Origin of the sequence: Paenibacillus roseus (assembly GCF_016424485.1) — a bacterium.
GTDB lineage: Bacteria > Bacillota > Bacilli > Paenibacillales > Paenibacillaceae > Paenibacillus_D > Paenibacillus_D roseus.
The window spans coordinates 56,196-69,173 of record NZ_JAELUP010000001.1; the positions used below are offsets into that span (position 1 = coordinate 56,196).

Annotated in this window: 9 protein-coding genes; 6 read left to right on the forward strand and 3 right to left on the reverse strand. The window is 49.5% G+C overall.

Going from position 1 to position 12,978, the window contains the following annotated elements:
* The first annotated feature begins 86 nt into the window (after positions 1-86).
* From JFN88_RS00255 to JFN88_RS00270, 4 genes are read left to right on the forward strand one after another with little or no spacing between them, the layout of a single operon-like run.
* Positions 87-1,379: an ABC transporter substrate-binding protein gene (locus JFN88_RS00255; protein ID WP_199017290.1), complete on the forward strand. Its 1,293-nt coding sequence runs from the start codon at positions 87-89 to the stop codon at positions 1,377-1,379.
* Between the two features lie 36 nt (positions 1,380-1,415).
* Complete coding sequence (locus JFN88_RS00260; RefSeq protein WP_199017291.1) at positions 1,416-2,303, forward strand: carbohydrate ABC transporter permease; 888 nt, start codon at positions 1,416-1,418, stop codon at positions 2,301-2,303.
* On the forward strand, positions 2,300-3,148 hold the full coding sequence (locus JFN88_RS00265) for a carbohydrate ABC transporter permease (RefSeq protein ID WP_199017293.1): 849 nt from the start codon (positions 2,300-2,302) through the stop codon (positions 3,146-3,148). Before JFN88_RS00260 ends, JFN88_RS00265 begins: the two co-directional genes overlap by 4 nt.
* Positions 3,149-3,167: 19 nt before the next feature.
* Positions 3,168-4,778 carry a cellulase family glycosylhydrolase gene (locus tag JFN88_RS00270; protein WP_199017294.1) on the forward strand — a complete coding sequence of 537 codons (1,611 nt, stop codon included), beginning with the start codon at positions 3,168-3,170 and terminating at the stop codon, positions 4,776-4,778.
* Positions 4,779-4,864: 86 nt separating this feature from the next.
* Here JFN88_RS00270 and JFN88_RS00275 read toward each other — a convergent pair whose 3' ends face one another.
* Positions 4,865-5,581 (reverse strand): CAP domain-containing protein, encoded by a 717-nt coding sequence (locus tag JFN88_RS00275; protein WP_199017295.1) that lies wholly within the window; start codon positions 5,579-5,581, stop codon positions 4,865-4,867.
* A gap of 207 nt (positions 5,582-5,788) precedes the next feature.
* Positions 5,789-6,997: an MFS transporter gene (locus tag JFN88_RS00280; RefSeq protein WP_199017296.1), complete on the reverse strand. Its 1,209-nt coding sequence runs from the start codon at positions 6,995-6,997 to the stop codon at positions 5,789-5,791.
* A 121-nt stretch (positions 6,998-7,118) separates the two neighbouring features.
* Between JFN88_RS00280 and JFN88_RS00285 the strand changes: the two genes are divergently transcribed.
* Positions 7,119-7,715 carry a TetR/AcrR family transcriptional regulator gene (locus JFN88_RS00285; RefSeq protein WP_199017297.1) on the forward strand — a complete coding sequence of 199 codons (597 nt, stop codon included), beginning with the start codon at positions 7,119-7,121 and terminating at the stop codon, positions 7,713-7,715.
* Positions 7,716-8,006: 291 nt separating this feature from the next.
* Complete coding sequence (locus tag JFN88_RS00290; RefSeq protein WP_199017298.1) at positions 8,007-11,930, forward strand: ThuA domain-containing protein; 3,924 nt, start codon at positions 8,007-8,009, stop codon at positions 11,928-11,930.
* Positions 11,931-12,025: 95 nt separating this feature from the next.
* Here the strand turns inward: JFN88_RS00290 and JFN88_RS00295 are convergent, their stop codons facing one another.
* A complete protein-coding gene (locus tag JFN88_RS00295) occupies positions 12,026-12,757 on the reverse strand; it encodes a helix-turn-helix transcriptional regulator (protein ID WP_199017299.1) in 732 nt (243 codons plus the stop codon).
* Positions 12,758-12,978: the final 221 nt, after the last annotated feature.

The window sequence follows — 12,978 nt, forward strand, 5'->3', positions numbered from 1 at the left end:
ATGCTAAACTTGTCGAATGAACGTTTTCATTTCTCTCCCTATACTAAAGCAGTAAGGAATTATACGACTGAGAGGGGATCGACCAGATGAAGAAAGCGCTTGCAGTTCTATTGACTTTGAGTCTGACTTTGGCTGTAGCCGGCTGCGGCTCCGCCAATTCCGGCGAGAAGACAACACCTCCAACTTCGAGCAATCCAGAGGTTGCAGCCAAAAAGGTAGAGCTAAAAGTATTTATGAGCTTTCCGCGTTTTAAGGATCAATTCGACAAGTATTTCGAGCAGTTTAAATTGAAGGAGAAGGCTGAGAAAAATATCGATGTGACGATCAAGCTGGAGATGCCGAATCCGGATCAAGCCAAGCAAATTCTCCAGACACGGCTTGCTTCAGGAGATGCGCCGGACCTCTTTACGCTTCACGCGATCGCGGATATTCCGACGTATTCCAAGGCTGGTTATCTGGCGGATCTGTCCGAACAGCCTTTTGTGCCCAAACTGTACGAGAGTGTAAGAAAAACAGTAACGTACGATGGCAAAATTGCTGCGCTTCCGCTAGAGAGTTTGTCATGGGGCTACCTGTACAACAAGAAAATCTTCAATGATCTTGGACTGACGCCTCCACAAACACTCGATGAAATGAATGCGGTTATAGAGAAATTGAAGTCCAACAAAGTGACGCCATTTGAGCTGTCCTTCCAGGAATCCTGGATTCCGCAATTAATGATGGCCCTCTCACTGGGCGGTGTCGTGTCCTCTGAACATCCGGACTGGATTGACAAAATGAATAAGGGGCAGGCCTCCTATGCAGACGTAAAAGATGTTTTCAATATCATTGACTTGATTATGGCGAACGGAACAGACAAGCCGTTCGAGGTGGGCAGCGCGGCTGGATCAACCGACTTTGCCAACGGCAAGGCTGCGATGTGGGTACAAGGACCTTGGCAAGCGGAGTCGATCCTGAAGGCCAATCCAAATTTCGAATTCGGCGTAGCGCCGCTGCCGGTCAGCAACAATCCGGCTGGCACGATGATCAACCTGGCGACTTCGACCTCGCTTGCAGTCTCCTCGACGAGCAAGAATAAGGAAGTTGCGCTTGATCTGCTTAATTACGTGCTGGATGACAAAGACTCGTCGCCGTTGTTCCAGGAACTCAAGTTCAACCCGGTAGCCGAGATTCACAAGTATGAGACATTCCCGTGGATTACTGAGGCAAGCAGCTATGTGTCTAAGGGCAAGGCCTATCTCGATCTGTCGCTGCCTAATGGCGTCACCGACGAAACAGCCAAGCTGCTTCAGAGCTATTACACCAAAAATGTATCGAAGGATGATGTGATTAAAGCCCTGGATAAAACATGGGCGAATGCGATCAAAGCCAGCAAGTAAACAGGCGGTCCCGGCCGCCTCTGGGAGGGTCATAAAATGGGATGGACTAGAAAATCGAAATCCTCGATCATCCTGCTTGCCTTCGTCGCACCTGCTTTGCTCTTCTATGCTGTATTCACCCTCGCCCCCGCTTTCGGGGGCGTCTGGTACAGCTTGACGGATTGGAATGGCTTGAATCCGGCCTATCGCTGGGTCGGCTTGGACAATTATATCGAGGCGCTGACGGATGATTCGGTGTTCATAGATTCGATTTGGTTTACGCTTAAATATGTCTTGTTCATGGTCGTGCTGCAGAATATCATCGCGATTGCGCTGGCGGTGCTGGTTGAGACAAGGGGAAGAAGCAAGGCTTTGTTTCGGACGATCTTCTTTATGCCGAACATGATCAGTATGATTATCGGCGGATTTATGTGGTTGTTTATTTTTACGAAGGTGCTTCCTTATGTAGCTGTTACATGGGGACTGCCATTTCTGGACCGTTCCTGGATAGGCGATCCGAAAACATCATTTTTTTCGATCCTGATTCTGTCCTTATGGGGCGGCGTAGGCTATTTGATGGTCATCTACATGGCCGCATTGCAGGGAGTGCCCAAGTCGCTCAAGGAAGCGGCGATGATTGATGGGGCGAATGCAAGGCAGATCTTCCGCCATGTTACGCTGCCGCTCATTTACCCGTCGCTGACGATCGGTATTTTTCTCACGCTTAACAACTCGTTCAAGGTATTCGAGGCGGTCTTTGCTTTGACTGGGGGGGGACCGGGAAGGGCGACGCAGGTCATCGCGATGAATATTATGGAAGAAGCGTTCCAATTGCAGAGCCGCTACGGTTACGCAAGCGCCAAGGCGATGCTGCTGTTCCTGATCGTCTTCCTGATTACACTCATTCAGCTTCGCTTCATGAAAAACCGGGAGGTGGAAGCATGAGCAGGGGAACGATTGCTTCTCGCTATACATGGAGTTCCGCCGGCATTTTTCTGATTCTGCTTGTCGCCGCTTTCTTCACGCTCTTCCCGATTTATATGGGTGTCCTGAATTCCCTGAAGACTGAGGGCGAGATGTTGAACAACATTCTCTCTATGCCGGCGAAGCTTCAGTTTGCCAATTACTCGGATGCTTTTCATAAAATCGAATTTATAAGAAGTTTGGGCAATACCATCGTGGTCGCGGCAGTAGGGCTGGCGGGCATTATTGTGTTTGCATCTATGGCCGGGTTCAGGCTTTCCCGTACGCCTGGTCGCTTGAGCGGATTTCTTTTTGGATTGTTTGTCATGTCCATGCTGATTCCGTTCCATTCCATCATGATTACGCTGGTGAAGATATCCAGGGAGCTTTCCGTTCAAGGCTCGACTTTCGGGCTTGGTTTCATCTATATCGGGCTCGGCGTTTCGATGGCTATTTTTCTCTATCACGGTTTTGTAAAATCGATCCCGCGTGAGCTTGATGAAGCGGCAGTGATAGACGGGTGCGGGGAATTCCGGTTATTTTTCAAGGTGATTTTTCCACTGCTTCTGCCGGTGACCGCTACAGTGGCGATCCTGAATTTGCTATGGATGTGGAATGATTTCTTGCTGCCGCTGCTGATGCTGACCGATTCGGATCGGTATACGCTGCTGCTGTCCGTCAATATGTTGTTCGGCCAGTATGGCAACAACGATTGGTCTGCGATTTTGGCCTCCTTGGTGCTGTCGATGTTGCCGGTCATTATATTTTATTTGATGTTGCAGAAATATATCCTGAACGGCATTGCTGACGGGGCGGTTAAGGGATAAATCGGAGGGAGAGGAAGTAATGGAGGGCAATGAAAACGTAAGAGGGTTTCTAAGAGCGGATGGCCGCAAGCTCCGCAATGAAGCCGGGGAGGAAGTGCTGTTGCGAGGCGTGGGCTTCGGCAGCTGGCTGCTCCCCGAAGGGTACATGTGGAGATTTCCCGAACAGGGAGACCGTCCACGGAGAATCGAGAAGATGATTAGGGACTTGATCGGGCAGGATAAGGCTCTCCAATTCTGGGAAACGTACTACGAGCGTTATGTAGCAGAAGCGGACATTCGAAAAATTGCCGAGGATGGCTTCAACTCGGTTCGTTTTCCAATCAATGCGAGATTTCTGCAGACAGAAGTTCCCGGCGTGTATCACGAAGGGCATCTGGCGCTCCTTGACCGGGTGATTGCCTGGTGCAGGCAATATCGCTTGTACGTTATACTCGATCTGCATGGAGCGCCAGGGGGGCAGACGGGCACGAATATTGACGACTCGCGGGACAACCTGCCGGAGTTGTTCCTTGATGAAGCTCATCAGAGCGAGACGATCGCCATCTGGAGAATGCTCGCGGAGCGGTATAAAGATGAGTGGATTGTAGCGGGCTATGACCTGCTCAATGAACCGCTGCCTAACTGGTTTGCCGAGCATAACGATAAAGTCATGCCGCTATATCGGGATATTATCCAGACGATTCGTGAAGTAGACGACCGCCATATGATTATACTGGAGGGCGTTCATTGGGCTACGGACTGGAGCATCTTCACCGAGAAGCCCGATGACAATCTGATGCTGCAGTTCCACAAATACTGGAACAACCCGGACACGGCAAGCATTCAGGTCTATCTGGACAAGCGAGAGGAATGGGATGTTCCGCTGTTTATGGGAGAAGGCGGCGAGAACAATATCCATTGGTATGTCGGGGCGTTCCAGCTTTTTGAGGATCACGACATCTCGTGGAACTTCTGGACGTGGAAGAAGATGGACACCGACAATTCCCCATGCTCGATTCGCAAGCCGGCGGGATGGGATGAGCTGGTGGCCTATTTGAATGGCGGCGCCCGGCCGACTCAGGAAGAGGCGGAGCGTATTCTCCAGGACTATCTGGACCATCTGCCGCTGGAGCATTGCGATTATCATCCCGAAGTTGTGAATGCCCTGCTGCGGAAGGTTCCGCTTCGGATTCCGGCAATCTTTTACGGCTATCAGGGCGAAGGAAGCGGCTATCATGTCGGTGAGTCCGTCGCTCATCAGTTGGGTTTCCGTCAAAATGACGGGACGGATATTCGGTTTGTGCACAGCGAGAGAGCAATCCCGAATTTCCAGCATGGCGGTGGAGAGGCTTGGTCGGAGGATGAGAAGTTAAGCGTCCGCCTGAAGCCGGACGACTGGCTGGCTTATGAGCTCAACCTTTCGGCCAGCACGGACGTTCTGAATATTGTTCTTCATGTGAAGCCGGAGGCGAGCGACACGGTTTTGGATGTGATTGTAAACGATCAGCATACCGCGCATCTGCACCTTTACGGACAGGATTGGGTCGCAAATCGAAGTCAACTGACAGGTGCTTTTGCCGCAGGACGGCATACATTAAAGGTAAGAGTGCGCGAAGGTCAGGCTGCGCTGGAATGGATAAACGTTGAATAAGATGGAATAACCAAACAGGACGCCCCAGGGTCATTGAGCAATGACCGACAGGGTGTCCTGTTTGACTTTGGAATCAGGAATCATGATCAGCCTGTAAATTCCTGTACCCATGTATTGTTGTAGTAGCCGATTCCGATATTGGTGAAACTGGTATTCAGAATATTTGCGCGGTGGCCGGGGCTGTTCATCCACTGGCTCATAACTTCCTGCGGGCTTGTCTGGCCTTTGGCGATGTTTTCTCCGGCTGAGCTATAGGAAACCCCATATGATTTCATCATATCGAACGGGGAACCGTAGGTTGGAGACTGGTGATCAAAGTAATTATTGTCATACAAATCCTTCGCTTTGTCGAAAGCGACTTTATCCAGTTGATTGTCCGCCGAAAGAGTATTCAGGCCGGCTTTGGACCGTTCCTGATTAACCAAATCCAGCACCTGTTTGAGATAGGAGGAAGAATCGGCAGTCTGCTCGGGGCTAGCCGCCTGATTCGGTTGGTTGGAAGGTGTGCCAGGAACGGCTGGATTCGTTGGGTTTGATCCAGGCAGACCATTGTCGCCCACAATAAAATCAAACGGATTATTGTTGCTGCCGGGAGCTTGTTTTATTTTAACCGTGGCTTTCCGGGTATTGGGCAGCGTAATCGATGACGCTTGGGTCAAGTGCGTTTTTGCGTTGCGGGTGAGATGGCGAGATTTGGTTGCGGTTTGGTTTGTTTTAGTTTTTATGGGCTGACTTTCTTTATTCTGGCTCGAACAGCCTGCTGCAAGCAATAACACTGCTGCAATAATGATCAGTTTTTTCAATGGTAGTCCCCCCTAATCGTTTCTTAAAGTATCGGACAAAGTGTTTGCATCCAAGCATTAGATTATGCATAGTCTGAATTTTGCAATCGTCAAACCCATATTGAATGTTGAATTTAAGAACAAAAACGCACTCCTACAAATTTTATTGGATTCGTACGATCCAATGAAATTTGTAGGAGTGCGCTTCGTACTGCGGCTTTTATTTTCCTATACATGCTCCTTGGCAGGTGCCGGCTTATAGGCCGAAAGCAATATTTTATAACCTAAAAGCGAGATCACAAGTGCAAGTACGCCTGCTGCAATCGCAACGGAAAATCCGCTCTGAACACTGATAGTATCGATCACCCAACCAGCTACAGCCGAGCCGGAGGCGACTCCGATCCCCAAGCCGGTAGTTGCCCAAGTCATTCCTTCGGTCAATTGATGACTAGGTACAATTTTTTCAATCAATCCCATAGTAATAATCATGGTTGGGGCTACCGTCAAGCCGGAGAAGAAGACGATGAGCGCAAGTTTTGTCATACTGTCAACCAGAAGCAGCGGCAGCAAGGTTAATGTCATAAGTGCAACGCCAGTAAGAAACTGGCGCTGAAGCGTCTGCTTAATTTTCAACAGTCCAAATACCAAGCCTGCTAGACAGGAGCCTGTGGCGTAGATGGCTAACACATAGCTTGCCCCAACTTTATAGCCTTGGTACTCGGCAAAAGCTACGGTCACGACATCGACCGTACTAAAAATAATCCCGATCGCAACAAAGGTAAACGCGAGCATGCGTATCGATCCGAGCCTGAGGACGGAGCCGCTTTCCCCAGTAAGCTGCGGACGAATGGCGGGTTCACTGCTCTTTTGTCTGGTGAAGAGCAATATTCCGGTGATTAGAAATAGGCAAGCAGCCAGAGGACCGGCTTCAGGAAACACCGATACACTTAGGCCGACGGAAAGAATTGGGCCGATAATGAAACATATTTCATCAAGCACGGACTCAAAGGAAAAAGCCGTATGCAGTTTTGGCGAGCCTCTGTACAGCTCCGTCCATCGGGCGCGAACCATGGCCGGCATACTGGGCATGCATCCGGCAAACAAAGCGCATATAAATAAAGTCCAATCCGGTGCGCCAAATCTGGCAAGCAACAGCAAAGCGCCAATGGAAGCCGCACTCACCATCCCCGCGGGGAGCAAGACTCTAGATTGACCTAGCCGGTCGACCAACCGTGATAATTGGGGCGAAATTAAAGCTGTTGCCAGTGCGAATACCGCAGCAATCGCTCCGGCAAGACCATAGCCGCCGCGCATTTGGGAGAGCATCGTGACAAGCCCGATACTGGTCATGGAGATTGGCATTCTGGCGACAAAACCGGCCGCTGAGAATAGCTTGGAGCCGGGGGGCGTAAAAATGTCTTGATAAGCCTTAAACATAAACATCCTCCTCAAGAAGCAAAAAGAAAAGCGTATACATTGACATACGCTATGTATCCAGATAAAATCATATTACACATACGACACGTATGTCAATGAACACTTTAACCAGGAGGAGCCTATGACTCGAAAAGCGAGAATGGATATGATAGCTGAAACGCGATCCAAGCTGATTGGCGCTGCAAGACAAGCCTTCGGAGCTTACGGATATGCCAATACTTCAATGGATGAATTAACAGCATCCGTAGGTTTGACACGCGGGGCCTTGTATCATCATTTTGGCGATAAAAAGGGTTTGCTCGCTGCTGTTGTAGAAGAGATTGATCTTGAAATGGATGATAGACTGGACAAAATTTCAAAATCGGCGGTCAATCTTTGGGAAGGTTTTACAAGCTGTTGCCACGCTTATATTCAGATGGCGCTCGAACCTGAAATCCAGCGGATTCTCCTCCGGGATGCGCCTTCCGTACTCGGCGCCGGGTATGTTCAGGCTTACGAATTGAGTTGTGTCAAATCGATCGCTCACATGCTGCAACTGCTGATGGATGATGGAATTATAATTTCTACGGACAGTGAGGCATTGGCAAGATTAATTAACGGCGGTTTAATGAGTACGGTCTTCTGGCTTGCGAATTCCGAAGACGTCCAAAGCAGTCTGGAAGCAGCGCTGAATAGTCTGTCTGTGTTGCTGAACGGAATGATTGTAGCTCAAGCCTAAACTCCACAAGTCACGCCTTCATATCTCCTTCTTTACGATCATCTTTGCAAAATGCCCCCGACGTTTCACCCAGATTCCATGCAGTCCCAAACAAGAGAGAACAGCGGTCGGAAGAATTCTCTGCACCGCACCATTTAAAAGCGCAATATAACAATATTTTTACACAATTTTGTTAATGGCAGCGGACAAGGCACATCATAGAAAATGGAAGCGGGGGGTGATGCCAATTCATGAAGTGCAGTATGAAAACTTTGTCTAACGAATGAAATAACTTATGGAGGCTGCATGATTATGAACAAAAAAGTCAAACTGCTACGGAAGCGAGTATTTAGTCTGCTATTCATTCTCTCGTTTTTACTTCAACTGCTCCCTCCTGCTCCGGCAAGCGCTCATGATTTGTACAAGGTGCTTGTATTTTCGAAAACGGAAGCTTTCCGCCATGATTCCATTCCAGCAGGGATTGCAGCGATTCGGCAGCTTGGTGCAGAGTATCATTTTAGCGTGGATACATCGGAGGACTCTGCGATCTTCAATCAACAAAGCCTGTCCCAGTATAGCGCTGTTATCTTTCTGAACACGACCGGGGACATCTTGAATAATAATCAGCAGCAGGCCTTCGAGAACTACATACGTAACGGCAACGGGTATGTAGGCGTTCACTCTGCATCGGACACCGAGTACAGCTGGCCATGGTACGGAGAACTTGTAGGCGCTTACTTTAAGGGCCATCCTCAGGTCCAGAGCGCGAATGTAAAAGTTGCGGACAGCGTTCACCCATCTACGAAAACGCTTCCAAAAGTGTGGACCCGCACGGATGAATGGTATAGCTACCAAACGAATCCCCGCGGCAAAGTGCATGTGCTGGCCACGCTTGATGAGAAGAGCTACACCGGTGGGGATATGGGCTTTGATCATCCGTTTGCCTGGTGTCATAAATATGATGGAGGGAGAGCCTGGTATACCGGGGGCGGCCATGAAATTGCAAACTTTGCGGATACCAATTTCCTGAATCATCTGCTTGGCGGTATTCAGTGGGCTGCCGGACAGGAAGAGGGCGACTGCTCGGTTACAGATTACGAGAAAGCATTTGAGAAGGAAGTTTTGCAGACAGGGCTTTCGCAGCCGATGTCTGTGAAAGTTGCTCCAGACGGGCGTGTGTTTTTCATCGAACGGGGCGGCGCTTTGAAAATTTTCAACCCGCAGTCAGGCTATACGACAGTGGCAGGTACGCTTCCGGTGTTTTTTGAGCATGAAGACGGCTTGCTTGGACTGGAGCTTGACCCGAACTTTGCGGTTAACCAGCATATTTATCTCTTTTACTCGCCGCCTGGTACGCCGGTGAACCGACTCTCGCGATTTACGATGAATGCCAACTCGCTCACTGCTTCTTCGGAGAAAATCATGCTTGAAATTCCGATTGACCGCAATGAGTGCTGCCATTCCGGAGGCGATCTGGAATTTGATAAGAACGGCAACCTGTATATCTCGGTTGGAGATAATACGGACCCGTTCGAATCATCCGGCTTTGGGCCGTTCGATGAGCGTCCGGGACGCAACATCTGGGATGCCCAGCGAACCTCGGGCAATACAAATGATCTTCGAGGTAAAATTTTGCGGATCAAACCGAATGCGGACGGCACCTACTCGATTCCTGCCGGCAATTTGTTCCCGTCGGGCAGCATTCAGGGACGGCCGGAAGTGTATACGATGGGCAGCCGCAATCCGTTCAAAATTGCCATTGATCCGAAAACAAGCTGGCTCTATTGGGGAGATGTCGGTCCTGACGCAGGGGTAGACAATCCGAGCCGGGGACCGAAGGGCTATGATGAGTTTAACCAGGCACGCGCAGCAGGCAATTTCGGCTGGCCGTACTGTATTGCCAATAATCAGGCTTACAACGATTATAACTATGCAACGGGTGTCTCCGGCAATAAGTTCAACTGCGGGGCATTAGTCAATGATTCACCCAATAATACAGGCAGCGTCAACCTTCCGCCGGCTCAGGCTGCAATGATCTATTATGGCTATGATGCAAGCAACGAGTTCCCTGAGCTGGAAATCGGAGCAGGCGGTCGAACGGCAACAGCTGGCGCTGTATACGAGTTTGACCCTGCCAGCACATCGCTGACCAAATTTCCGGCATACTTTGATAATACGCTGTTCATTATGGAGTGGTCGCGCAACTGGATCAAGGAAGTGAAGTTCGATGAGAATGGGAACTTGCTGAAAATTAATCCTTTTATGCCCGGCACTTTCTTCAACCGCCCGATTGATATGAGCTTCGGAGCCGACGGCAATATGTACCTGCTGGAATATGGCACAGGCTGGGGCGACAACAATGATGCAATGTTGGTGCGGATTAAGTATACGGGCGGTGGCAACAAGTCGCCGATTACCAGAATCAGCGCGAACCGTACGAATGGGCTTGCTCCGCTGCTGGTGCAATTCTCAAGCGCGGGTTCGACTGATCCGGATAATGATGCGATTACCTTTGAATGGGATTTGAACGGCGACGGAATTGTTGACTCCACTGCAGCCAACCCATCCTACACCTATACGACTAATGGGGTGTACATTGCAAAGCTTACAGTCAAGGATAGTCATGGCGCAAGTTCATCTGACAATATCACGATTACAGTAGGCAATACTGCGCCGGTAGTAACCTTGCAGACTCCGTATAACGGCGGATTTTTTGCCTGGGGGGACACCATCCCTTATCAGATTTCCGTCACGGACGCCGAAGATTCTGTCATAGACTGCAACAAGGTAAACCTGCTCCCAAGTCTCGGTCATGATAGCCACGCACATGCAGATGTGAATCATGTTGGCTGTGAAGGCACCTTTACAACGGTCATGTCCGATACCAATATTGAAAATACCTTTTACATTGTTGAAGCCAGCTATGCGGATAACGGCAACGCCGGAATTCCGTCCCTTACCGGCAAAGCGGCCTTGAAGCTGCATTCCAAGGATAAGCAAGCGGAGCATTATGATGACATGAACGGTATTCAGACGGAAAATACGAGCGATACGGGCGGCGGCAAAAATGTCGGGTATATCGACAATGGGGACTGGATTATGTGGCGCGGCATGAATTTGTACAATATCGGGCAGGTAAAGTATCGTGTATCCTCCAATGGAGCAGGAGGTACAATCGAGATGCGGGCCGATTCGCCAACCGGAACCTTGATTGCGAGCAGTGCGGTAGCCAATACCGGCAGCTGGCAGACCTGGACCACGATTACAAGCTCCTTAAGCAATATTCCGTCCGGCCAGCATGATATTTACTTTGTATTCAAAGGCGGAGCAGGTTATCTGTTCAATCTGAACTGGATTGAGTTTGTTGGCGACGGGGTTGCCGGAAATGGCAATTCTGGAGGAGCTCCGACCGGTCAGATTGTTACTTTAAAGTCGAATAATCAGTTTGTAACTGTCACCAACTCCAACGGCGGTACGCTAACTTCTAGCGCAGGGCCGGCTGGAGCGAACCAGCAGTTCCGAGTCGTCGATGCAGGTTCCGGGTTTGTTGCCCTCCAGTCGGTCTTCAATCAGAAGTATGTGGCTGCTGAAGATGCAGGCGCTTCTCCGCTAATAGCCAACCGGGATACGATTGGCAGCTGGGAGCAGTTCAAGTGGATCACCCACACAGATGGAACAGTTTCGCTTCAAGCCAATACGAATGGTAAATATGTAGCTGCCGGAACAAACGCTAATGTATGGATTGCGAATCGTCAGACGCTGGCTGAAGCTGTTAAATTTCAAGCTCAGACGGTTGCGACCGGGTTGGTTGATGGAGGCCAGTACCGTATCACGGCGAAGCACAGCGGCAAGGTGTTGGACGTCGCGGGGTTTTCAATAGCGGATGGCGGCACTGTTCACCAATGGACCTGGAATAATACGAGCAATCAGAAATGGAAAGTTGACGCGCTCGGGGGCGGCTATTACAAGCTGACCTCCGTGAACAGCGGCAAATCGCTTGATGTGGCTGGCGTCGGAACAGGCAATGGAGTCAACATTCAACAATGGGGCTACAGCGGCGGACAGAATCAGCAATGGCTCATTGAGGACATCGGCGGCGGTTATTATAAAATCGCGGCCAGACACAGCGGCAAGGCAGTAACGGTAAATGGTTCCTCCACAGCCGATGGAGCCGGAATTTATCAGTGGGATTGGCTGGACACAGACAATCAAAAATGGAAGTTCGAGCTTCAATAGTTTAGCTAACAGGCGACAAACAGGTATCCCCGAAGCATTCAAGTGCGTAACGGGGATGCCTGCTTTGCTTTTTCCTGCCCGTCTGTAAGTTCAATTTATGCTTTTCGGAACTTCCCCGGGGTTTCACCTGTTATTTTCTTAAATAAAATATTGAAGTAGTTTGCATTGGAATACCCGACAAGACAGGCGATTTCACTGACGGATAGGCGCGTATCAGCCAACATCCGCTTGGCTGCATCAATCCGGCATTTGATCACATATTGAATCGGGGACATGCCAATCTCAGCTTTAAAGATATGCGCAAGGTAGTACGGGCTTACGAAGACGAGAGAAGCGATGGCGCCAAGCGTCAAATCCCGAGCGTAATTTTCCTTGATATAATCTCTGGCTGTGCGTGAAATAACAGATATGCCATTTGTTTTTGGGGGGGTGCTAATAATTCTGGTCAGGTGGATGATAATACTTTGAAGCAGGAAGGAAATCAGTTCGGAACTCCCAATTCCGGGAGTCTGGTGCTCGAAGTGAATTTCAGTAAAATAACGCGAAAGGATGTCATAGTTCTGATGATGAAGATATATAACCGGATGGCCTGCCATAGCCATCTGAATATTCAGCGTGGTGTATTGAAGCCTCAAGTTGCCGATCAACAGGCTAATTCCCTTAAGCGGGTAATGACAGGCTGATTGTTCAATGTGCAAAATACCGGGTTGATAGACTGCCAGATAACCTTCCTTGATCGGTATGGCTTGTTGGTCAAAACGAATGGTTCCCCTGCCGCCCTGAACAAGCAGGAGTTCCATCATTTCACTTTGTTGCGGACCGTTCATGCTGATACTCCCATCCTCGATACGAGTGACGGACAGTAAAGAAGGTGTCCCCAAAAAAATAGTCGGACGCTGTGTATTTACAGTAGTCATGTACCACCTCGAAGGTCAAGGAAATAAAAGCGCTTACATTTAATATTACATAATAATTCCATTATTGTATAGATGGTTGCAGGGCAGACTTGATGGCTGCTTGATCCTAAATTTGTTATGATGTGACGGGC

Coding starts and splice junctions, on each gene's coding strand:
- JFN88_RS00255 (WP_199017290.1), top strand. CDS start 87: ATGAAGAAAGCGCTTGCAGTTCTATTGACTTTGAGTCTGACTTTGGCT.
- JFN88_RS00260 (WP_199017291.1), top strand. CDS start 1,416: ATGGGATGGACTAGAAAATCGAAATCCTCGATCATCCTGCTTGCCTTC.
- JFN88_RS00270 (WP_199017294.1), top strand. CDS start 3,168: ATGGAGGGCAATGAAAACGTAAGAGGGTTTCTAAGAGCGGATGGCCGC.
- JFN88_RS00290 (WP_199017298.1), top strand. CDS start 8,007: ATGAACAAAAAAGTCAAACTGCTACGGAAGCGAGTATTTAGTCTGCTA.
- JFN88_RS00285 (WP_199017297.1), top strand. CDS start 7,119: ATGACTCGAAAAGCGAGAATGGATATGATAGCTGAAACGCGATCCAAG.
- JFN88_RS00265 (WP_199017293.1), top strand. CDS start 2,300: ATGAGCAGGGGAACGATTGCTTCTCGCTATACATGGAGTTCCGCCGGC.
- JFN88_RS00280 (WP_199017296.1), bottom strand. CDS start 6,997: ATGTTTAAGGCTTATCAAGACATTTTTACGCCCCCCGGCTCCAAGCTA.
- JFN88_RS00295 (WP_199017299.1), bottom strand. CDS start 12,757: ATGAACGGTCCGCAACAAAGTGAAATGATGGAACTCCTGCTTGTTCAG.